This is a genomic window from Delftia sp. WY8, assembly GCF_018437695.1.
GTDB lineage: Bacteria > Pseudomonadota > Gammaproteobacteria > Burkholderiales > Burkholderiaceae_C > Comamonas > Comamonas tsuruhatensis.
On sequence record NZ_CP049795.1, the window covers coordinates 18,960 to 39,612 of the forward strand.

At 66.1% G+C, this 20,653-nt stretch carries 18 protein-coding genes; 3 read left to right on the forward strand and 15 right to left on the reverse strand.

What is annotated here, in order from left to right:
- Positions 1 to 183: 183 nt before the first annotated feature.
- Complete coding sequence (locus tag G4D77_RS00030) at positions 184 to 357, forward strand: hypothetical protein (RefSeq protein WP_193726223.1); 174 nt, start codon at positions 184 to 186, stop codon at positions 355 to 357.
- Here G4D77_RS00030 and G4D77_RS00035 read toward each other — a convergent pair.
- The 11 genes from G4D77_RS00035 to G4D77_RS00085 form a co-directional block, all read right to left on the reverse strand.
- A protein-coding gene (locus tag G4D77_RS00035) for an IS5 family transposase (RefSeq protein ID WP_085930546.1) occupies positions 354 to 1,162 on the reverse strand; the annotation gives its coding sequence in 2 pieces (ribosomal slippage) (positions 354 to 832 and positions 832 to 1,162; 810 coding nt in all). The two genes, G4D77_RS00030 and G4D77_RS00035, sit on opposite strands and share 4 nt — an antisense overlap.
- Positions 1,163 to 1,524: 362 nt before the next feature.
- Positions 1,525 to 2,286 (reverse strand): enoyl-CoA hydratase, encoded by a 762-nt coding sequence (locus G4D77_RS00040; protein ID WP_154834317.1) that lies wholly within the window; start codon positions 2,284 to 2,286, stop codon positions 1,525 to 1,527.
- Positions 2,283 to 3,470, reverse strand: coding sequence for a CaiB/BaiF CoA transferase family protein (locus G4D77_RS00045; RefSeq protein WP_154834318.1), 1,188 nt, complete (start codon positions 3,468 to 3,470; stop codon positions 2,283 to 2,285). The genes G4D77_RS00040 and G4D77_RS00045 overlap by 4 nt, the downstream gene beginning before the upstream one ends.
- A gap of 9 nt (positions 3,471 to 3,479) precedes the next feature.
- Positions 3,480 to 4,463 carry a Bug family tripartite tricarboxylate transporter substrate binding protein gene (locus G4D77_RS00050; protein WP_154834319.1) on the reverse strand — a complete coding sequence of 328 codons (984 nt, stop codon included), beginning with the start codon at positions 4,461 to 4,463 and terminating at the stop codon, positions 3,480 to 3,482.
- Between the two features lie 110 nt (positions 4,464 to 4,573).
- Complete coding sequence (locus tag G4D77_RS00055; protein ID WP_016446062.1) at positions 4,574 to 5,476, reverse strand: LysR family transcriptional regulator; 903 nt, start codon at positions 5,474 to 5,476, stop codon at positions 4,574 to 4,576.
- An 87-nt stretch (positions 5,477 to 5,563) separates the two neighbouring features.
- Positions 5,564 to 6,202, reverse strand: a complete 639-nt coding sequence (locus G4D77_RS00060) for a bifunctional 4-hydroxy-2-oxoglutarate aldolase/2-dehydro-3-deoxy-phosphogluconate aldolase (protein WP_026062482.1) — start codon at positions 6,200 to 6,202, stop codon at positions 5,564 to 5,566.
- On the reverse strand, positions 6,187 to 8,013 hold the full coding sequence (gene edd, locus G4D77_RS00065) for a phosphogluconate dehydratase (protein ID WP_154834320.1): 1,827 nt from the start codon (positions 8,011 to 8,013) through the stop codon (positions 6,187 to 6,189). The genes G4D77_RS00060 and edd overlap by 16 nt, the downstream gene beginning before the upstream one ends.
- Before the next feature lie 109 nt (positions 8,014 to 8,122).
- Positions 8,123 to 9,142, reverse strand: a complete 1,020-nt coding sequence (locus G4D77_RS00070; RefSeq protein ID WP_016453430.1) for a TRAP transporter substrate-binding protein — start codon at positions 9,140 to 9,142, stop codon at positions 8,123 to 8,125.
- A gap of 28 nt (positions 9,143 to 9,170) precedes the next feature.
- Entirely contained in the window at positions 9,171 to 10,451 is a 1,281-nt protein-coding gene (locus G4D77_RS00075; RefSeq protein ID WP_016446058.1) for a TRAP transporter large permease, read from the reverse strand.
- Between the two features lie 12 nt (positions 10,452 to 10,463).
- Positions 10,464 to 10,970, reverse strand: a complete 507-nt coding sequence (locus G4D77_RS00080) for a TRAP transporter small permease (RefSeq protein ID WP_016446057.1) — start codon at positions 10,968 to 10,970, stop codon at positions 10,464 to 10,466.
- Between the two features lie 18 nt (positions 10,971 to 10,988).
- Positions 10,989 to 11,576 carry a gluconokinase gene (locus tag G4D77_RS00085; protein ID WP_370690597.1) on the reverse strand — a complete coding sequence of 196 codons (588 nt, stop codon included), beginning with the start codon at positions 11,574 to 11,576 and terminating at the stop codon, positions 10,989 to 10,991.
- Between the two features lie 156 nt (positions 11,577 to 11,732).
- On the opposite strand from G4D77_RS00085, the gene gntR reads away from it, so the two are divergent.
- Positions 11,733 to 12,827 carry an HTH-type transcriptional regulator GntR gene (gene gntR / locus G4D77_RS00090; protein ID WP_046983925.1) on the forward strand — a complete coding sequence of 365 codons (1,095 nt, stop codon included), beginning with the start codon at positions 11,733 to 11,735 and terminating at the stop codon, positions 12,825 to 12,827.
- An 83-nt stretch (positions 12,828 to 12,910) separates the two neighbouring features.
- Here the strand turns inward: gntR and G4D77_RS00095 are convergent, their stop codons facing one another.
- Genes G4D77_RS00095 through scpA form a run of 4 tightly spaced genes read right to left on the reverse strand, consistent with a single transcriptional unit; the run spans position 12,911 to position 19,811 of the window.
- Positions 12,911 to 14,959, reverse strand: a complete 2,049-nt coding sequence (locus tag G4D77_RS00095) for an acetyl-CoA carboxylase biotin carboxylase subunit (RefSeq protein WP_043791906.1) — start codon at positions 14,957 to 14,959, stop codon at positions 12,911 to 12,913.
- A gap of 48 nt (positions 14,960 to 15,007) precedes the next feature.
- Positions 15,008 to 16,540: an acyl-CoA carboxylase subunit beta gene (locus tag G4D77_RS00100; RefSeq protein ID WP_016446053.1), complete on the reverse strand. Its 1,533-nt coding sequence runs from the start codon at positions 16,538 to 16,540 to the stop codon at positions 15,008 to 15,010.
- A 57-nt stretch (positions 16,541 to 16,597) separates the two neighbouring features.
- Complete coding sequence (gene meaB / locus G4D77_RS00105; protein ID WP_016446052.1) at positions 16,598 to 17,608, reverse strand: methylmalonyl Co-A mutase-associated GTPase MeaB; 1,011 nt, start codon at positions 17,606 to 17,608, stop codon at positions 16,598 to 16,600.
- A gap of 25 nt (positions 17,609 to 17,633) precedes the next feature.
- Positions 17,634 to 19,811 carry a methylmalonyl-CoA mutase gene (gene scpA / locus G4D77_RS00110; protein ID WP_016446051.1) on the reverse strand — a complete coding sequence of 726 codons (2,178 nt, stop codon included), beginning with the start codon at positions 19,809 to 19,811 and terminating at the stop codon, positions 17,634 to 17,636.
- A 114-nt stretch (positions 19,812 to 19,925) separates the two neighbouring features.
- Between scpA and G4D77_RS00115 the strand changes: the two genes are divergently transcribed.
- Complete coding sequence (locus G4D77_RS00115; RefSeq protein ID WP_154834322.1) at positions 19,926 to 20,561, forward strand: GntR family transcriptional regulator; 636 nt, start codon at positions 19,926 to 19,928, stop codon at positions 20,559 to 20,561.
- Positions 20,562 to 20,653: the final 92 nt, after the last annotated feature.

Below are 20,653 nucleotides of genomic sequence, written 5' to 3' on the forward strand. Positions count from 1 at the left end.
TGATGGCAAATACGGGCTGGCAAACGCGTCATCTTATATTAGTGAAGTTGTTAAGGGAAACATGAGTTCTCAACAGTGGATCCAACAATTCCACAAATCCATATGAACTATTGTTCATATAGCTACCCCCTACATTGAACTCAATCCGTCGACCGGGATACAAACCAGTTCATGATGCCCATAATGGCAGAGTTCGCCTGCATCGAAAGCCGCCATGGCGGCTTCATAGGCAACGTCCTCAACCCCGGCCACGTGCAACGGCAACTGGTGGCCAACGGCGAAGTCCTGCCCCGCTACGGCGACGCCCCCGACTCCGAGAACCCGCCCAAGGCTGGAGACGTCCCTAAGACTGGCTAACACCACCGATCCACGAAGCGCGCGCAGATGATCGCTGCCGCCAATTTCAGCAGCGCTTCGTGGATATCCAGCCGTCGTTCAAAGCGGATTCGCAGCTTGCCAAAGCCTGCAAACCAGCTGTGCGTCCTCTCCACCACCCACCGGTGTTTGCCCAGCCGCTCGCTGCTCTCAATGCCTCGTCTGGCAATTCGGCCAATGATGCCCCGCTGCCTCAGGTGGGCTCGGCATCGCTTGAAGTCGTAGCCTTTGTCGGCGTGCAGCTTTGCCGGTCTTCTACGGGGACGTCCTGGCAGGCCAGCAATCGCAGGAATCGCGTCCACGCACCTCTCGAACATCTTGGAGTCGTGCCGGTTCGCGCCGCTGACCAAGATCACCAGCGGGATGCCTCTGGCATCTACGACGATGTGCCGCTTGGAGCCGAGCTTGCCTCTGTCCGTGGGGTTTGGGCCCGTTTCCTGGCCCCCCGGGGGCTTGGTACCGAGGAGCCATCAATGCTGGCCCGGCTCCAATCGATTTGGTCATGTTCACGCAAGCGAGTCAGCATGGCCTGGTGCAGCTGCTCCCAGACACCAGCGGCGTTCCAGTCGCGTAGGCGCCGCCAGCAAGTCATGCCGCTGCCGTAGCCCAGGGATTGGGGAAGGTCTTCCCATGGAATGCCTGTTTGCAGCACGAACAAGATGCCGTTGAGGGCGGCCTCATCGCTGACTGCGAGCTTGCGCGCACCGCCTTTGGCAGAAGGCACGAAGGCTGGGATCAGGGGTTGTAGCTGTCGCCACAGTTCTTTGCTAACGGGTCGTCTTGCCATGAGGGCAGCGAGCATAACTGCTCTGCGGGGGCCTGTGACGAAGTGGTGTTAGCCACTCTAAATACGTCAACACCGCCGAATTCCACCTCAACGCCCCTGCCCTGAAGCTGTGCGACACCAACTTCAGTGTCATGAGCTACACCGTGGTCGGCGGCGAGACTCTCAAGACCATCGCCCGCAACGTGCTGGGCGACAGCAGCCTGTGGTGGCGCATCGCGGAAGCCAACGGCCTGACCGTCTCGAGCGACGGCGAGCTGCAGGCCGGCCAGACCCTGAGCATCCTCAAGCTGGCCCTGAACGCCAACAGTACCGGCAACTACCAGCTGAATGACCCGAGCGGGATCACACTTGGTGTTGCACCATCACCCCATAAACCGCGCCACCCCCGCCCGAAACTCCCCACTCCCATACACCGCCGACACCAGATCCTCATCATCCAGCCGCTGCTCCACGACGATGCGCCTCAGGCTTTCCTTGACTGCTGATTGGGTGGTTGCCGACAAGGCCATGAGCTGCTCGGCCAGCGCCTGTGCCTGGGCCTGCAACCGATCTGCCGGCACCACCGCATGCACGAACCCGCAGGCCTCGGCCTGCTCGGCTGACAGGTAGTCCGCCAGCAGCAGCATGCGCTTGACGCGTGGCACGCCCAGGCTGGCCACCAGGCGGGCGATGTTGCGTGACGACAGCGTGTTGGACAGCGTCTTGGCAATCGGCGCACCGAAGCGCGAGCCGGTGCTGCAGATGCGAAAGTCGCATGCCGTGGCCAGGGCCAGGCCGCCGCCCACGGCCCAGCCGTCGATGACGGCGATAGTGGGCACGGCGATGCGCTCCACGGCGTCGATCACGCGCTCCACGAAGGCTTCATAGGCAACGCCTTGCTGGCCGTCATGGAAGTCCTTGAAGTAGGCGATGTCCGTGCCCGAGATGAAGGATTTGCCGCCCGCACCGCGCAGCATCACGCAGCGGATGGCCGGGTCGGCCTGGCAGCGCTCCAGGGCCGTGAGCAATGCCTCGTACATGGGCATGCTCATGGCGTTGTGGCGTTCGGGGCGGTCGATGAGGATCTCGGCCGCGCCCCCGGCGTGAACGGTCAGTGCCACGGATTCATGCAGGGCGGTGCTCATGCGGCGGCCTTCAGGGCACGGAGTTCGGCCATGATTTCCGCGTTGTGCTCGCCCAGCAGGGGCGGATGGCGGCGCACCTGCTGGGGGGTGCCGAGCATCTTGACGGGAAAGCCGATGTTCTTGACCTTGCCTTCGATGGGGTGGTCGATCTCCATGCACATGCCGCGGTGCCGGCCATGCTCGCCCTCGAAGGCTTGCGGATAGGTGAGCAGCGGGCCGGCGGGAATTCCGGCCTCCAGCATGCGGTCCACCCAGTCGGCGCTGTCGTGGTGGGCCAATTCCGCTTCCAGCTCGCCTATCAGTGCCTCGCGGTGCTTCAGGCGCAGCGCCACGGTGGCGTAGTCGGGGTGCTCGAGCAGATCGGGGCGCTCGATCAGCGCGCACAGCCTGGCCCAGAGTTTCTGGTTGGTGGCGCCCATGACGAAGTAGCCGTCGCGCGCCTTCACGGCCTGGTAGGGGGCGCTCATCTTGTTGCTGGTGCCCAGCGGCGCGGGCGGCACGCCGGTGCCCCAGTATTCGGACATGTCCCAGATCGAGAAAGCCATGGCCGAGTCGAACAGCGAGGCGTCTATGTGCTGGCCCTGCCCTGTCTTCTGCGCGCCGATGTAGGCGGCCAGCAGTCCGTAGGTGGCGAACAGTGCGCAACCGATGTCGGCCACGGGCACGCCGGCCTTGACGGGTTTCTCTCCCTTGTAGCCGGTGACGCTCATCACGCCCGACATGGCCTGGGCCATGAGGTCGAACCCCGGCCGCTGGGCCCAGGGCCCGCTCTGGCCGAAGCCCGAGATGCTGACATAGACGATGCGCGGATTGATGCGGCGAATGCTTTCATAGTCGATCTTCAGGCGCTGGACCACGCCGGGCCGGTAGTTCTCGACGATGACATCGGCTGTCGTGGCCAATTGGTAGAAGGCCTCACGCCCCTCCTCGCTCTTGAGGTCCAGCGTCAGCGACCGCTTGTTGCGGTTCATGTTCAGAAAGCCCATGCTGTCCGGGCCCTTCATCTTGAAGCCCATGGCACCGCGCGTCTGGTCTCCGGTGCCCGGAGGCTCGACCTTGATGACATCGGCGCCCAGGTCGGCCATCAGCATGCAGGCAAAGGGCCCGGCCATGACCTGGCTGACGTCAAGCACGCGTATGCCTTGCAGGGGCAGTTGTTGCGGGTTGGATTGGGGATTGCTCATGCCGGGTCCTCAGCTTTCTTCGGTGATTTTTGCAGCGCGCACCACGTCGCCCCACTTCCTGTATTCGGCAGCCATGAAGGCCGCGAACTTGTCCACGGAGCCGCCACCGTCCTCCACGCCGTATCCGTCGAAGCGGCTGACCACGTCGGGCATGGCCAGCACGCGGTTGATGTCGGCATTGATGCGCTGGGCCAGTTCCCTGGACATGTCGCGCGTGCCGACGACGCCGTACCAGCTCGAGGCGTCAAAGCCCTTGAAGCCCTGCTCGTCCATGGTGGGCATGGCCGGGAATCCCTTGGCACGGTTCACGCGGGTCTGGGCGATGCCCAGCATTTTTCCTGCGCGGACCTGGGCAGTGGCGGCCGTCATGGTGTCGAAGCTGAAGTCGATCTGGCCGCCGATGAGGTCGGTCTGCATGGGGCCGGAGCCTTTGTAGGGCACGTGGATGCTCTTGACGCCGGCCGCCATGTTGAACATTTCGGCCGCCAGGTGCTGTACCGAGCCCGTGCCCGACGAGCCGAAGCTGATCTTGCCGGGGCTTTTGCGGCACAGCTCCACCACCTCCTGCACCGAGCCATGGCTGTTCCTGCTGCTGGTCACCAGGATGTGGGGCGTGGCGCCGATGAGGGCGATGGGCGCGTAGTCCTTGAGCGGGTCATAGGTGATGGACCTGAAGATCTGCGGCGAGATGGCATGGGTGTTCACATGGGCCATCAGCAGGTTGATGCCTTCGGTGAAGCGCGTCCTGGCGAAGTACTCGGCCGCCAGCGAGCCGGTGGTGCCGGGCTTGTTCTCCACGACCACGGGCCTGCCCCAGACCTCGGACAATTTCTGGCCCACGATGCGCGCGAACACATCGGTGCCGCCACCGGGCGCCCAGCCCACCAGGATCTTGACGGGGCCCTTGGGCAGGTCGGAGCCCGGGGGCGAGGCCCCTGCCCAGGGAGCGGCCAGCGCGGCGGCGCCGGCCGCGATGAAGTCGCGGCGTCTCATGTCTGTCTCCTGCACATCGTTGTAGTGCAGCCACTGTCGCCGTGCGCCGGATTCGCCGCAAGCCTGTGGAACGCATGCCTGGTTTCGCCATATGCGAAACCGTGACGCTCTCAGTTCGCCTCGGAGGCGGGATGCAGCAGCGCCGCCACCACGTTGTGCAATGCCTGTTGCTGGGCCTGCCCTTCGATGAAGGACAGCACATAGCTGCGCTCGTGCCAGTCGCCTTCTAGCGCGGCCCAGCCCAGCTCCGGCCCGGGGTGGAAGCTGCGCAGCACGCCTGGCGGCATCAGGCCCACGCCCAGGCCTTCGCGCACCAGGGCCAGCATGGTGTCGAAGCCGCTGACCGTGAAATCATTGCGGAACACCCTGCCCCGGCTGTGATGGGCACGGCGCAGGGCATTCAGGATGGCCGAGCCCCGGCCCAGGCTGACGATGCGGCACTCCAGCAGCCGGTCCAGCTCCACGGGCTGGTCGCCGAAGCTGAAATGCCTGCGGCTGTAGACCAGCACCAGGCTGTCGCGCCGGTAGTCGGCGCGCGGCAGGTCCACGAATCCGCTGGTTTTCTCGAAGATGCCGATGTCGATGACCTTGTCGCGCAGCAGTTGCTGGACGATGCGGCTGTTTTCTTCCATCACCTGCAGCGTGATGTGGGGATAGCGGCGCTGGGTGGCCGCGATGTCGGCGGCCAGGAACTGCAGGAGGGCCGACTTGGGCGCGCCGATGATGATGCGGCCGTCACGGCCGCGGCCCAGGGCCTGGGCATCGCCCTCCAGGCGATCGACCAGGTTGCCGATCTGCCGGATATGGGCCAGCAGCTTGAGGCCGGGCTCGGTGGCCTGCACGCCATGGGGCTGTCGCTTGAACAGGCGCGTGCCGAGCTGGGCCTCCAGATCACTGAGCCGCCGCGAGGCCGCCGCCACCGCCAGCTGCAGCCGGTCGGCAGCGCGCGAGATGCTGCCCTCCTCGGCAATGGCCAGCACGAGCTGCACGGTGGTGGAGTCGATCTTCATCATGGCGGCGGCCTTCTCGTCTGGCTTCTCGTCTGGCTGGAGGGCGACGATTGTGCCGCAGCGCCCCGCTGCGTCCCACCGGCCCTTTCGTCAGGCTTTGCGCAGAGCCTTGGCCTCGCGGGCCAGCGCCGTGATGCGGCTCCAGTCGCCCTGCTCCAGCGCATCCGTGGGCACCAGCCAGGAGCCGCCCACGCAGACCACATTCTTCAGGGCCAGGAACTCCTGGGCATTGGCTGGCGACACGCCGCCCGTGGGGCAAAAGCGCACATCGCCGAACGGACCCTGCCAGGCCTTGAGCATGGCCGTGCCGCCCGCCTGCACGGCTGGGAAGAATTTCAGCTCGTTGAAGCCGTCGGCCTGGGCGGCCATGATCTCGCCGCTGGTGGCCACGCCGGGCAGCAGCGGCAGCTGCAGGTCCTGGCAGGCCTGGCCCAGTGCGCTGGTGTAGCCGGGGCTCACGGCAAAGCGCGCGCCGGCATGGGCACAGGTGCGCGCATCGGCTGCGCTGCGCACGGTGCCGGCGCCGACGATGGCCTCGGGCACGGCGCGCGCAATGGCCTCGATGCTGGCCAGGCCCTGGGGCGTGCGCAGCGTGACTTCCAGCACGCGGATGCCGCCCGCAACCAGGGCCTGGGCCATGGGAACGGCATGCGCGAGGTCGTTGAGAACGATGACCGGGATGACCGGCGCGTCCTGCATGAGCTCCAAGGCCGTCAGTCGTTGATCCATGTGCAAGCTCCCTCTTCTGCGCTGAGCGCGTGGCGCCGGAATCCGGCAAACAGTTCGCGGCCGAAACCCCGGCCATTGGCTTGGCGCAGCGCCCGGGGCATGGTGGCCACCAGGCGTTGCTGCCATTCGGATTCATCGACCAGCACGGCCAGGGTGCCGGCCACGGCGTCCAGGCGCACCAGGTCGCCATCGCGCAGGCGCGCCAGCGGCCCGCCCACGCAGGCCTCGGGCGAGACGTGGATGGCCGCAGGCACCTTGCCCGAGGCGCCGCTCATGCGGCCGTCCGTGACCAGGGCCACCTTGTAGCCCTTGCCCTGCAGCACGGCCAGGGGCGGAGTGAGCTTGTGCAGCTCGGGCATGCCATTGGCGCGCGGCCCCTGCCAGCGCACTACGCAGATGACATCGCGGTCCAGTTCGCCGGCCTTGAAGGCCTGCTGCAGCGCTTCCTGAGAGTCGAAGACGCGTGCGGGCGCCTCGACCACATGGCGGTCCTCGGGCACGGCGCTGACCTTGATCACGCTGCGCCCCAGGTTGCCGGACAGCAGCTTGAGCCCGCCCGTGGCGCTGAAGGGCGCATCGGCCGGGCGCAGCACGGACAGGTCGCCGGAGACTTCGGCCGCGTGCCAGGCCAACTGGCCGTTGTCCACGGCCGGAATGCGCGCGAACTCCTGCAGGCCATCGGGCCGCACGGTGAGCACATCGCCATGCATGAGGCCGGCCTTGAGCAACTGGCCGATCACATAGCCCGGACCGCCTGCGGCCTGGAACTGGTTCACGTCGGCGCTGCCGTTGGGATAGACGCGGGCCAGCAGCGGCACCACGCCCGAGAGCTCGGAAAAATCGTTCCAGTCGATGGTGATGCCCGCAGCGCGCGCCACCGCCACCCAGTGGATCAGGTGGTTGGTGGAGCCGCCCGTGGCCAGCAGGGCCACCATGGCGTTGACGATGCAGCGCTCGTCCACCACGCGGCCGATGGGGGCGAAGCGCTTGTTCCTGGTGATGGCCAGCACGCTGCGCATGGCCTCGCGCGTGAGCAGTTCGCGCTGGCCGTCGGCCGGGTTGATGAAGGCCGTGCCCGGCACGTGCAGGCCCATGGCCTCCAGCAGCATCTGGTTGCTGTTGGCCGTGCCGTAGAAGGTGCAGGTGCCTTCGCCATGGTAGGCAGCCGATTCGGCGGCCAGCAGCTCCTTGCGGCCCACCAGGCCCTGCGCGGCCTGTTCGCGCACCTTGGCCTTGTCGCCGTTGGACAGGCCCGAGGTCATGGGTCCCGCCGGCACGAAGACCGTGGGCAGGTGCCCGAAATGCAGGGCGCCGATCAAGAGGCCCGGCACGATCTTGTCGCAGATGCCCAGCATCAGCGCAGCGTCGAATACGTCGTGCGAGAGCGCGATGGCCGTGCCCATGGCAATGGCATCCCGGCTGAACAGGCTCAGCTCCATGCCGGGCGCGCCCTGGGTCACGCCGTCGCACATGGCGGGTACGCCGCCGGCGACCTGCGCCGTGGCGCCCAGCCTGCGCGCCTCGTCCTTGAGGATGTCGGGATAGCGGGCCAGCGGTGCGTGGGCCGACAGCACGTCGTTGTATGCGGTGACGATGGCGACGTTGGGCGCCTTCTCCTCGACGATGCGTATCCTGTCGCCGCCTGGAATGCCCGCAAAGGCATGCGCCACGTTGGCACAGCCCATGGACTGTGCGCCGGGCGGGCGCGCGGCCATGGCGTCCACCTGTTCCAGGTAGGCGGCACGTGATTCGGCACTGCGCTCGCGGATGCGGCGCGTGACCTGGTCGACGATGGGGTGGATGGTGCTCATGGGGTGTCCTGCGGATGCGCTGATGCGCGTTTTCTCTGTGTCGCGTTGTCTTTTTGGTGGATGTCGGCCGGGGCATCCCTCCCAGGTGCGTCCGGCCCTGAATCGAAGCTTACTTCACTGCGCGCGCCTGCTTGACGGCGGCCTGTACCTCATCCCAGGTACCCTGGCCCACGGTCTTGGCAATGCCGGCATTGACCGTGGCGAGCTTGTCGCGCATGCGTCCCACCTCGGCGGCGGGCAGCTCGTTGACCTGCATGCCCTTGGTCTTGATATCGGCCAGGGCCTTGGCCGCTTCCTCGCGCGTGTCCTTGCGCTCGAACTCGCGGCTCTTGACGGCGGCGTCCTGCAGCACCTTCTTCTCGGCCGGTGTCAGCGTGTCCCACCACTTCTTGCTGACGGTGACGATCCAGGGGCTGTAGACGTGGTTGGAGATGGTCAGGTACTTCTGCACCTCGTAGAACTTGCTGGACAGCACGGTGTTGAACGGGTTTTCCTGGCCATCGACGGCGCGGGTTTCCAGCGCGGTGAACAGTTCGGAGAACGGCAGCGGCACGGCGTTGGCGCCCAGGGCCTTGAAGCTGTCGAGGAAGACGTTGTTCTGCATCACGCGCAGCTTCACGTCGGCCAGATCTTCCAGCTTGGCGATGGGGCGCTTGTTGTTGGTGAGGTTGCGGAAACCGTTCTCCCAGTAGACCAGGCCCACCATGCCCTTGGGCTCCAGCGTGGCCTTGACCTTCTCGCCCACGGGGCCGTCGAGCACGGCGTCGGCTTCCTTGGTGCTGCTGAACAGGAACGGCGTGTCCCAGACCGCCATCTCGGGCGACAGGCCGACCAGGGTGGCGGTGGAGCCGACCATCATCTCCTGGGCACCGCCGATCAGCGCCTGCTGCATCTGCGTGTCCGATCCCAGCGAGGCATTGCCGATGGCGCGCACCTTCATCTTGCCGCCCGTGGCCTTTTCGACCTCCTTGGCAAAGAAGCGCGCCGCGCGGCCCTGGTTGGAGTCATCGACCAGGCCGTAGCCGAAGCGCACGATGCGCGGCTTGAAGTCCTGGGCCATGGCCTGGCCCGTGGCGGCCAGCGTGGTGATGGCGGCCATCAGGCCGGCGAGTGCAAAGGGAATACGCATGTTCATCTCCTTGGGTTGTAGTGGGGGGTCAGTGCATCCAGCGCAGTGGGGCCAGGATGATTTGCGGAAAAATCACGAAAAGCACGGCAAGCAGCACATAGACCATCAGGAACGGGTTCGTGCCCTTGATCACGGTCTCCATGCGCAGCCGGCCCACGCCGGCAATCACGTTCTGCACCGTTCCCACGGGCGGCGTGATCAGGCCGATGCAGCCCACGTAGATGAACATGAAGCCGAAGTAGATGGGGTCGATGCCCGCCTTGACGGCCAGCGGCGCGCACACGGGGCCGAAGATCAGGATGGTCGGCGTCAGGTCCATGGCCGTGCCCACCACCAGCAGGAACAGCATCATCGTGGCCATGAACAGCATGGGGTTGCCCAGCAGGCCGGAGAAGCTGTCGGCCAGCATGTTGGGCAGGTCGGCCAGGGTGATCATGTAGGCCGTCACCGTGGCGGCGCCACACAGCAGCATGACCACGGCCGTGGTCTTGGCGGCGGCCAGGAACACGGCGTACAGACGGCTCCATGTCATCTCGCGGTAGATCACCATGGACACGAACAGCGCGTAGACGGCTGCGACCACGGCCGCCTCGGTGGGCGTGAACACGCCGCCCTTGAGGCCGCCCAGGATGATGACCGGCATCATCATGGCCCAGAAGCTCTTGGCCAGTGCCTTCAGACGCGGGCCCCAGGCCATGCGTTCGCCGCGCGACAGGTCGAACTTGCGGGCGATGGACCACCAGGCAAAGATCAGGAAGACGCCCATGATCAGGCCCGGCACCACGCCCGACAGGAACAGCTTGCTGATCGAGGTGTTGGTCGTCACGCCGTAGATCACGAAGGGCATGGACGGCGGAATGATGGGCGCAATGATGCCGCCCGAGGCCAGCAGGCCCGCGCTGTAGCTGTCGGGGTACTTTTGCTCGCGCATCATGGGCAGCAAGATGGTGGCCAGGGCAGCGGTGTCGGCAATGGCCGAGCCGCTCATCGAGGCCAGCAGCACGGCGGCGCCAATGGCCACGTAGCCCAGGCCGCCACGGATATGGCCCACATAGGCGCGCGCCAGGTCGATGATGCGGCGCGACAGGCCACCCGCGTTCATCAGCTCACCCGCCAGGATGAAGAAGGGCACGGCCAGCAGCGGGAAGTTGTCGAAGCCGGCCTGCAGGTTCTGCGCAAGCAGCTGCGAGTCGAAGAAGTCCAGATGCCACATCAGCGCCACGCCGGTCAACACCAGCGCCTGGGCAATGGGCATGCCGATCACCATGCCGCCGATCAGCACGGCCAGAAAGATCAGGGTCACAACCATGGTGCCTGCTCCTTACTCGACCGAAGTCTCGCCATGGTTTTCTGCCGGCGCGCCGCGGCGCAGGTCGCGCAGCGACACCAACAGCAGGCCCACGGCCAGCACCAGGGTGGCCGCAGCGCCCAGGGCCAGCGGGTAGCCCAGCACCGTGCTGTAGCTGTTCAGCCCGGCCTGCACCTGGGCCCATGAGCCCCACAGCAGCAGGCCCATACAGACCAGGACCAGCGCCTGCGACACCCAGAACAACACCTTGCGCGCGCCAGGGCCCACGCGGGATGTCACAAGGTCGAAGCCCAGGTGGCTGCCCTCGAAAGCGGCCACGATGGCCCCAATGGCCACCAGCCAGACGAAGAGCAGGCGCGAGATTTCCTCATAGGAAACGATGCTGGTATGAAACACATAGCGCAGCACCACGTTGACGAACACGGCAATGACCATGCCGGCCAGGGCCAGCACCATCAGCACCTCGGCAAAGTGCTGCAGGCGCGGCTTGGGCCGGACTGCGGGGGAATCGGATTGCATGGTTTTTGTCTCCTGGCGTTATGGGTTCTGGGAGAGAGGGGCGGCCTGCGGCGCCGGATGGACCAGCCAGTCCTGTGCGCGGTGCACGATGTCGGCCAGCGGCAGCGTGGCGTCCACGGACAGCACGGCGCGCTCGCCTGCCGGGCTTTCCAGCGTGGCGAACTGGTTGGCCACCAGCTCGGGCGAGAAGAAGTGGCCGGCGCGCTCCTGCACGCGCTGCAGCGCCGTGCCGTAGTCCAGGTCCAGAAAAACGAAGCCCACGGCGCCGGCCGGGCCGGCGGCACGCAGGCGGTCACGGTACTTGCGCTTGAGGGCCGAGCAGGTCAGCACCACGCCCTGCCCCGGCATGGCCTGGGCCAGCAGCCGTGCCAGCCGGTCCAGCCAGCCGCTGCGGTCGTCGTCGGTCAGGGGGATGCCAGCCTGCATCTTGCGGATGCTTTCCTCGGCATGGTGGGCATCGCCCTCGTGCAGGGTCCAGCCCAGGGCATCAGCCAGGGCCTGCCCCACGCTCGACTTGCCGCAGCCGGAAACGCCCATGACGACCAGCGCCCGTGGGCGGCTGCCTGCGGCGGTGGCGTCGGTTGTTGTTGGGATAGCGCTATCCATGTTCTTGCAAAAATTGGCAGACCAGGGTCTGCCTTGGATTTCGGTGTGCTTCAGAGGCCTTCGTCCGGGTTTACACGCAGGACTGCGGGCCTTCGAATGATTGGGATAGCGCTATCATAATCTCCAACCCTCTCGCCACCGACCTAGGACATTCCCTTGGCCCGCCAGATTCCGCCTGCATCTCCAGAATCGTCCTGCGCCGATCCTTGCGACCCGGCCCTGCCCGCCACGGGCCGCGCCCGTTCGTCGCGGGCCAGCGGACGCATAACGCTCAGCGATGTGGCACAGGCGGCCGGCGTCAGCCCCATGACGGTCTCACGCGCCCTGCGCGGCGAGCGGCGCGTGGACCCCGCCCTGGTCGAGAAAATCCGCGCCGCCGCCGCGCGCATGGGCTACGTGCCCGACCCTGCCGCGCGCGCTTTGGCCTCCCAGAAAAGTGCCCAGGTGCTGGTGCTGGTGCCCATGCTGTCCAACACCTTGTTCGTGGACCTGATCGAGTCTGTGCACAAGGTGCTGTTCGCCGCCGGCTACCACGCGCTGATCGGCGTGACCCACTATGACCGGGCCGAAGAGGAGCAACTGCTGCGCACTTACCTGCCCATGCGCCCTGCCGGCCTGCTGCTCACCGGCTTTGACCGCAGTCCCGCTGCGCGCGAACTCGTGCAGGCCAGCAAGGTGCCCTGCGTGCACCTGATGGAGCTGGGCGGCGAGCCGGGCACGCCCAGCGTGGGGTTTTCGCAGGCCGAAGCCGGAGCCGCCATCACGCGGCATCTGATGGAGCGCGGGCACAAGCGCATTGCCTTTTGCGCAGGCCAGCTCGATGCCCGCGTGATGCAGCGCGCCTCTGGCTACCGCCAGGCCCTGCAGGACGCGGGCCTGCACGACCCGGCCCTGGAACTGCTGTGGCCCCGCCCCACTTCGATGGCGCTGGGCGCCGAGCTGCTGGACGCCGCCCTGCGGCTGGATCCATCCGTCGATGCCCTCTTCTTCTGCAACGATGACATTGCCCAGGGCGCCCTGCTCGAAGCCCTGCGCCGCGGCATCCGCGTGCCGCAGCAGATCGCCATCGCCGGCTTCAACGACCTGCCCGGCAGCGACCAGATGGTGCCGCCACTGACCACCATCCGCACGCCGCGCGGCCATATCGGAACCGAAGGCGCGCGCATGCTGCTGCAATTGATGCGCGGCGAGGCCTTGCCATTGCACAGCCTGGATCTGGGATATGAGCTGGTGGTGCGGCAAAGCAGTTGAAGCGACAGTGGAAATGAAAAGGCCGGGTCTGCTGCCCGGCCTTTTCTCTGGTCGACGCCTGCGGCGCAGGAATCACGCGGACATCACTCGAATTCCAGGATCACATCATCCACGGCCAGCGAGTCGCCCTTGCCGGCGCTGATCTTGCTGACCACACCGTCCTGCGACGCGAACAGGATGTTTTCCATCTTCATGGCCTCGATCACGGCCAGCTTTTCGCCGGCCTGCACCTTCTGGCCCGGCTGCACGGCCACGTCCACCAGCAGGCCCGGCATGGGCGACAGCAGGAACCTGGACAGGTCCGGCGGTGCCTTGTAGGGCATGAGCCGGTGCAGTTCGCCGCCGCGCGGCGACAGCACCAGGGCGTCGATCTGCGTGCCGTTGTGGATGACGCGCAGGGCCAGCGGGTTCCTGGCCGTGCCGCGCTCGACCTGCGCCGTGAAGGGCTTGCCGTTGCAGCTGCCCTGCACGCACATGGCGCGCATCGGCGTCTCGCTGCGGAAGGTGTAGGGCTTGCCGTCCACGGTGACGGTGCTGGCGCGGCTTTCCGCGTCGAAGTCGGAAACCTGCACCTCGCGGTACTGGTGCTTGCCATCGGCCCCCAGCACGACCACGCAGTAGTCGGCCGAGACCTTGAGCTCATGACCGCGCATCTGGCCGCTGATGGTGGCGGCGCGCGCGCGGTAGCGGCGGTTCATGTGGCCTGCCAGGGCGACCAGGAAGTCGGGGTCGCCGTGCGGCACATCCTCGGCGTGGAAGCCGTGGGCGTAATGCTCGGCAATGAATCCGGTGTTGAACTCGCCGCTCTTGAACTTGGGATGGGCCAGCAGCGCGGCCTGGAACGGGATGTTGGAGCTGATGCCCCGGATCACGAAGGCGTTGAGCGCCTCGCGCATCTTGGCGATGGCGTCGTTGCGGTCGCTGCCGTGCACGATGAGCTTGGCGATCATCGAGTCGTAGAACATCGGGATTTCGCCGCCTTCATACACGCCCGTATCCACGCGCACGCCGTGCAGGTGGCCGGTGTCGGCCTGCCACATGGTCTGCTCGGGCGGCGAAAAGCGCACCAGGCGGCCGGTGGACGGCAGGAAGTTGCGGAACGGGTCCTCGGCGTTGATGCGGCACTCGATGGCCCAGCCATCGCGCTTGACGTCTTCCTGCGCGATGGCCAGCTTCTCGCCAGCGGCCACGCGGATCATCTGCTCGACCAGATCCAGGCCGGTGATGCACTCGGTCACCGGATGCTCCACCTGCAGGCGGGTGTTCATTTCCAGGAAGTAGAAATCCTGGTCCTTGCCCACCACGAACTCCACCGTGCCCGCGCTCTGGTAGCCCACGGCCTTGGCCAGGGCCACGGCCTGCTCTCCCATGGCGCGGCGCGTGGCGTCGCTGATGAAGGGGGACGGCGCCTCTTCGATCACCTTCTGGTGCCGGCGCTGGATGGAGCATTCGCGCTCGTTCAGGTAGATCACGTTGCCGTGGCCGTCGCCCAGCACCTGGATCTCGATGTGGCGCGGCTCCTGCACGAACTTCTCGATGAAGATGCGGTCGTCGCCAAAGCTGTTGCGTGCCTCGTTCTGGCAGCTGGCAAAGCCCTCGAAGGCTTCCTTGTCGTTGTAGGCCACGCGCAGGCCCTTGCCGCCGCCGCCGGCGCTGGCCTTGATCATCACGGGGTAGCCGATGCCCTTGGCGATTTCCACGGCGGCGTCGGGGCCGGCGATGGGATCGTTGTAGCCGGGGATGGTGCTCACGCCCGCCTTGTCGGCCAGCTTCTTGGAGGCGATCTTGTCGCCCATGGCCGCGATGGCCGCGTGCTTGGGGCCGATGAAGGCGATGCCCTCTTCCTCCACGCGCCGGGCGAAGGCCTCGTTCTCGGACAGGAAGCCATAGCCCGGGTGCACGGCCTGCGCGCCGGTCTGCTTGCAGGCGGCAATGATGCGGTCGGCCTGCAGGTAGGACTCGCGGCTGGGAGCGGCACCGATGTGCACGGCCTCGTCGGCCAGCTTGACGTGGCGTGCCTCGCGGTCCGCATCGGAGTACACCGCCACGGTCTGTATGCCCATCTTGCGGGCGGTGGCGATGACGCGGCAGGCAATCTCGCCGCGGTTGGCAATCAGGATCTTCTTGAACATCTTCGCAGCCTGTTTTTTCTGGATTCGATCTTTGATATCAGGGCTTGGTCACAGAGGGATGTTTCCATGCTTGCGCCACGGATTTTCCAGCTGCTTGTTCTTGAGCATCTGCAGCGAGCGGCAGATGCGCTTGCGCGTCTCATGCGGCTGGATCACATCGTCGATGAAGCCGCGCGCTCCTGCCACGAAGGGGTTGGCGAAGCGGGCCTTGTACTCGGCCTCGCGCGCTGCCAGCTTGGCGGGGTCGTTCTTGTCCTCGCGGAAGATGATCTCCACGGCGCCCTTGGCACCCATCACGGCGATCTCGGCATGGGGCCAGGCCAGGTTGACGTCGCCGCGCAGGTGCTTGGAGGCCATCACGTCATAGGCGCCGCCGTAGGCCTTGCGAGTGATGACGGTGATCTTGGGCACCGTGGCCTCGGCATAGGCGTACAGCAGCTTGGCGCCGTGCTTGATGATGCCGCCGTACTCCTGGCTGGTGCCGGGCATGAAGCCGGGCACGTCCACGAAGGTGACCACGGGGATGTTGAAGGCATCGCAGAAACGCACGAAGCGCGCGGCCTTGATGGAGCTCTTGATGTCCAGGCAGCCGGCCAGCACCAGGGGCTGGTTGGCGACGATGCCCACGGTCTGCCCGTCCATGCGCGCAAAGCCCGTGAGGATGTTCTTGGCGTAGTCGGGCTGCAACTCGAAGAAGTCGCCGTCGTCCACGGTCTTGAGGATCAGCTCCTTCATGTCGTAGGGCTTGTTGGCGTTGTCGGGCACCAGGGTATCCAGCGACTTGTCGGCGCGGTCCACGGGGTCCGAGGTGTAGCGCACGGGCGCCTTCTCGCGGTTGTTCAGCGGCAGGTAGTTGTAGAGGCGGCGCAGCATCATCAGCGCCTCCACGTCGTTGTCGAAGGCCATGTCGGCCACGCCGCTGCGCGTGGTGTGGGTGATGGCGCCGCCCAGCTCCTCGGCCGTGACCTCCTCGTGCGTCACGGTCTTCACCACTTCGGGGCCGGTGACGAACATGTAGCTGCTGTCCTTGACCATGAAGATGAAGTCGGTCATGGCCGGCGAGTACACGGCGCCGCCCGCGCAGGGGCCCATGATCATGGAGATCTGCGGCACCACGCCGCTGGCCAGCACGTTCTTCTGGAACACGTCGGCATAGCCGCCCAGCGAGGCCACGCCTTCCTGGATGCGGGCGCCGCCCGAGTCGTTGAGGCCGATCACGGGGGCGCCGACCTTCATGGCCTGGTCCATGACCTTGCAGATCTTCTCGGCATGGGTCTCGGACAGCGCACCGCCGAAGACGGTGAAGTCCTGGCTGAAGACGAAGACCAGGCGGCCGTTGATCATGCCGTAGCCGGTGACCACGCCGTCGCCGGGGATCTTGCTGTCTTCCATGCCGAAGTCGGTGCAGCGGTGCTCGACGAACATGTCCCATTCCTCGAAGGTGCCGTCGTCCAGCAGCAGCTCGATGCGCTCTCGCGCCGTGAGCTTGCCCTTCTTGTGCTGTGCATCTATGCGCTTTTGGCCGCCACCCAGGCGGGCCTGTTCGCGCTTTGTCTCCAGTTGATCCAGGATGTCTTGCATGCTGCGATTCCTCTAACGTCTAACGGTAAGGTTTGTCTGGTCTTGTCTTGTCGGCCGTCACTGCGGCGCCGCCACGGGGCCGGCCTGCGCCTGCAGCAGATTTCTGGCGGCCGTGCTGGCCGCGATGCGCCCTGCTGCCACGTCGGCCTGCAGCTGGGGCAGCAGCGCCCGCACCTGCGGATGCTGCCGGAAGGCCTGCTTGAGGCCGGAGTCGATACGCTCCCACATCCAGGACAGCGCCTGGCGTTCGCGGCGCAGCGCCAGGCGCCCGTTGGCCTGCTGCAGGCGGCGGAATTCCTCCACCGCACCCCAGAAACCTTCAACGCCCTCCTTCTTGAGCGCGCTGATGGTGATGACCTGGGGCTGCCAAAGGCGCTCGTCGTGGTGGGCATGCTCGGGGTTGCCGTGCATGCCCAGCAGGCGCAGGCTGGAGGTGATCTGCGCCTGCGCGCGCGTGGCGGCATGCGGGTCGATGTCGGCCTTGTTGATGACCACCAGGTCGGCCAGCTCCATCACGCCCTTCTTGATGGCCTGCAGGTCGTCGCCCGCATTGGGCAGTTGCAGCAGGCAGAACATGTCGCACATGCCCTGCACGGCGATCTCGCTCTGGCCCACGCCCACGGTCTCGACGATGACCACATCGTAGCCAGCCGCCTCGCAGACCAGCATGGCCTCGCGGGTTTTCTCGGCCACGCCGCCCAGTGTGCCGCTGCTGGGGCTGGGGCGGATGTAGGCATCCGGATGAACGGACAACTGCTCCATGCGCGTCTTGTCGCCCAGGATGGAGCCGCCCGACACGGTGGACGATGGGTCGATGGCCAGCACCGCCACCCGTAGGCCGCGCCCAATCAGGAACAGGCCCAGCGTCTCGATGAAGGTGCTCTTGCCCACGCCCGGCACGCCGCTGATGCCCAGGCGGAAAGATCCGCCCGTATGCGGCAGCAGGGCCGTGAGCAGCCCATCGGCCGCAGCGCGGTGATCCGTGCGCGTGGATTCCAAAAGGGTGATGGCCTTGGCCATCGCCCGGCGCTGAACGGCAGGGTTGCCGTTCAGGATGCCGTCTTGCATTTGCTCGGGAGTCACTGCGGCGGGCTCAGAGGCTGTTGGCCTGGCGGATCTGCTCGAGCACGTCCTTGGCGCTGGCCGGGATGGGTGTGCCCGGGCCATAGACGCCCTTGACGCCGGCGTTGTAGAGGAAGTCGTAGTCCTGCGCGGGAATCACGCCGCCCACGAAGACGATGATGTCGTCCGCGCCCTGGCGGCGCAGTTCCTCGATGATGGCCGGCACCAGAGTCTTGTGGCCTGCCGCCAGCGTGGACACGCCCACGGCGTGCACGTCGTTCTCGATGGCCTGGCGCGCGCATTCCTCGGGCGTCTGGAACAGCGGGCCCATGTCCACGTCGAAGCCCAGGTCGGCAAAGGCCGTGGCCACCACCTTGGCGCCGCGGTCATGGCCGTCCTGGCCCAGCTTGGCGATCATCACGCGCGGGCGGCGGCCCAATTGCTCGGACGATGCGTCGATTTCGCCCTTGAGCTTTTCCCAGCCCTCGGCCGAGTCGTAGGCTGCTGCATACACGCCGGTCACCTTTTGCGTATCGGCGCGGTGGCGCCCGAAAACCTTCTCCAGTGCATCCGAGACCTCGCCCACCGTGGCGCGCAGGCGCACGGCCTGGATGGACAGGTCCAGCAGGTTGCCCTCGCCGCTTTCGGCGGCCTGGGTCAGGGCCTGAAGGGCGGCCTCGACCTTGGCGGCATCGCGGCTGGCCTTGATCTGGTTCAGGCGCGCGATCTGGCTGTCGCGCACCTTGACGTTGTCCACCTCGAGGATGTCGATGGCGTCTTCCTTGGCCAGCTTGTACTTGTTGACGCCGACGATGACGTCCTTGCCCGAGTCGATGCGCGCCTGCTTCTCGGCGGCGGCGGCCTCGATCTTGAGCTTGGCCCAGCCCGAGTCCACGGCGGCCGTCATGCCGCCCATGGCCTCGACCTCCTCGATGATCTTCCAGGCGGCGTCGGCCATGTCCTGGGTCAGCTTTTCCATCATGTAGCTGCCGGCCCAGGGGTCGATCACATTGGTGATGTGGGTCTCTTCCTGGATGATCAGCTGCGTGTTGCGCGCAATGCGGGCCGAGAACTCGGTGGGCAGCGCGATGGCTTCGTCAAAGCTGTTGGTGTGCAGGCTCTGCGTGCCGCCGAACACGGCGGCCATGGCCTCGATGGTGGTGCGCACCACGTTGTTGTAGGGGTCCTGCTCTGTCAGCGACCAGCCCGAAGTCTGGCAGTGCGTGCGCAGCATCAGGCTCTTGGCCTTCTTGGCGCCGAAACCCTTCATGATCCGGCACCACAGCAGGCGGGCCGCGCGCATCTTGGCGATTTCCAGGTAGAAATTCATGCCGATGGCCCAGAAGAAGGACAGCCGGCCCGCGAAATCGTCCACATCCATGCCCTTGGCCGTGGCGGTCTTGACGTACTCCTTGCCGTCGGCCAGCGTGAAGGCCAGTTCCAGCGCCTGGTTGGCGCCCGCCTCCTGCATGTGGTAGCCCGAGATCGAGATCGAGTTGAACTTGGGCATGTTCTTGCTCGTGTACTCGATGATGTCGCCGATGATGCGCATCGACGGCTGGGGCGGGTAGATATAGGTGTTGCGGACCATGAACTCCTTGAGGATGTCGTTCTGTATGGTCCCCGACAGCTGGTCCTGGGCCACGCCCTGCTCCTCGGCCGCCACCACGTAGCCGGCCAGCACGGGCAGCACGGCGCCGTTCATGGTCATGGACACGCTGATCTTGTCCAGCGGGATCTGGTCGAACAGCACCTTCATGTCCTCGACCGAATCGATGGCCACGCCGGCCTTGCCCACGTCGCCCGTCACACGCGGATGGTCGCTGTCGTAGCCCCGGTGCGTGGCCAGGTCGAAAGCCACCGACACGCCCTGCCCGCCGGCGGCCAGCGCCTTGCGGTAGAAGGCGTTGGACTCCTCGGCCGTGGAAAAGCCCGCGTACTGGCGAATGGTCCAGGGCCGGCCCGCGTACATGGTGGCCTGCGGGCCGCGGATGTAGGGCTCGAAGCCTGGCAGGCTATCCGTATGGGGCAGATCCGCCGTGTCGGCCGCCGTGTACAGCGGCTTGACGTCGATGCCGTCGGGCGTGGTCCAGTGCAGTGCCTGGATGTCGCCCCCGGGAGCGGCCTTGGCGGCCGCCTGGGCCCATTTCTGCAGGTCGGCAGTTGCGAATTCCTGGCCGTTCTGCGCTGTCGGATGGTCTTGTCTCATGTTCTCAGGCTCGTGAATGACAGGTGCCCTTGAGGGCATGCCCCAGAGCTGCCGCAGTTTACATCATTCATAATTATTCATTCAAAATATCTTTGCCGATACAATCCGGGCCACATGTCGACAAACACCCTCACACCCCGCGCGCTCTACGAACAGGTGGCAGAGAAGCTGCGCCTGCGCATCTTCGCGCACGAACTGGCGCCTGGTGACTGGATCGACGAACTGAAGATTGCCGAGGAATACGGCATCAGCCGCACCCCGCTGCGCGAGGCGCTGAAGGTGCTGGCCGCCGAAGGCCTGGTCACCATGAAGGTGCGCCGTGGCGCCTATGTGACCGAGGTGTCGTCCAAGGACATTGCCGATGTCTATCACCTGCTGAGCCTGCTGGAATCCGATGCCGTGCAGGTCGTGGCCGAATCGGGCAGCGATGAGGAACTTGCCGCCCTGCAGCAGACCCATGAGGAACTCAAGGCGCAGATGCGCAATGCAGACCGCTTCTTCGAGCTCAACGAGAGCTTTCACATGCAGCTGCTGCAGATCGCCGACAACCGCTGGCGCAACCAGCTGGTGGCCGACCTGCGCAAGGTCATGAAGCTCAACCGCCACAAGTCGCTGTTCAAGCAGGGCCGCATCGAGGATTCGCTGGCCGAGCACGAGACCGTCATGCAGGCCCTGTTGCGCCGCGATGGCGCGGCCGCCGCGCAGGCCATGCGTCAGCACTTCAGGAACGGTCTGGCTGCAGCGTCCTGAACTCGGGTTCATCTGAACCCTGGCTGGCTGGGCAACAGTGGCGACGTAGGCGGGCATGCGGCTCCTGGTTCGCTTCAGGCGCATCGCCCGAG

What these genes read in the sequence shown, in the direction of transcription:
- G4D77_RS00030 (WP_193726223.1), top strand. Translation starts at nt 184, where the DNA reads ATGGCAGAGTTCGCCTGCATCGAAAGCCGCCATGGCGGCTTCATAGGC.
- G4D77_RS00040 (WP_154834317.1), bottom strand. Translation starts at nt 2,286, where the DNA reads ATGAGCACCGCCCTGCATGAATCCGTGGCACTGACCGTTCACGCCGGG.
- G4D77_RS00045 (WP_154834318.1), bottom strand. Translation starts at nt 3,470, where the DNA reads ATGAGCAATCCCCAATCCAACCCGCAACAACTGCCCCTGCAAGGCATA.
- G4D77_RS00050 (WP_154834319.1), bottom strand. Translation starts at nt 4,463, where the DNA reads ATGAGACGCCGCGACTTCATCGCGGCCGGCGCCGCCGCGCTGGCCGCT.
- G4D77_RS00055 (WP_016446062.1), bottom strand. Translation starts at nt 5,476, where the DNA reads ATGATGAAGATCGACTCCACCACCGTGCAGCTCGTGCTGGCCATTGCC.
- G4D77_RS00060 (WP_026062482.1), bottom strand. Translation starts at nt 6,202, where the DNA reads ATGGATCAACGACTGACGGCCTTGGAGCTCATGCAGGACGCGCCGGTC.
- edd (WP_154834320.1), bottom strand. Translation starts at nt 8,013, where the DNA reads ATGAGCACCATCCACCCCATCGTCGACCAGGTCACGCGCCGCATCCGC.
- G4D77_RS00070 (WP_016453430.1), bottom strand. Translation starts at nt 9,142, where the DNA reads ATGCGTATTCCCTTTGCACTCGCCGGCCTGATGGCCGCCATCACCACG.
- G4D77_RS00075 (WP_016446058.1), bottom strand. Translation starts at nt 10,451, where the DNA reads ATGGTTGTGACCCTGATCTTTCTGGCCGTGCTGATCGGCGGCATGGTG.
- G4D77_RS00080 (WP_016446057.1), bottom strand. Translation starts at nt 10,970, where the DNA reads ATGCAATCCGATTCCCCCGCAGTCCGGCCCAAGCCGCGCCTGCAGCAC.
- G4D77_RS00085 (WP_370690597.1), bottom strand. Translation starts at nt 11,576, where the DNA reads ATGGATAGCGCTATCCCAACAACAACCGACGCCACCGCCGCAGGCAGC.
- G4D77_RS00095 (WP_043791906.1), bottom strand. Translation starts at nt 14,959, where the DNA reads ATGTTCAAGAAGATCCTGATTGCCAACCGCGGCGAGATTGCCTGCCGC.
- G4D77_RS00100 (WP_016446053.1), bottom strand. Translation starts at nt 16,540, where the DNA reads ATGCAAGACATCCTGGATCAACTGGAGACAAAGCGCGAACAGGCCCGC.
- meaB (WP_016446052.1), bottom strand. Translation starts at nt 17,608, where the DNA reads ATGCAAGACGGCATCCTGAACGGCAACCCTGCCGTTCAGCGCCGGGCG.
- scpA (WP_016446051.1), bottom strand. Translation starts at nt 19,811, where the DNA reads ATGAGACAAGACCATCCGACAGCGCAGAACGGCCAGGAATTCGCAACT.
- G4D77_RS00115 (WP_154834322.1), top strand. Translation starts at nt 19,926, where the DNA reads ATGTCGACAAACACCCTCACACCCCGCGCGCTCTACGAACAGGTGGCA.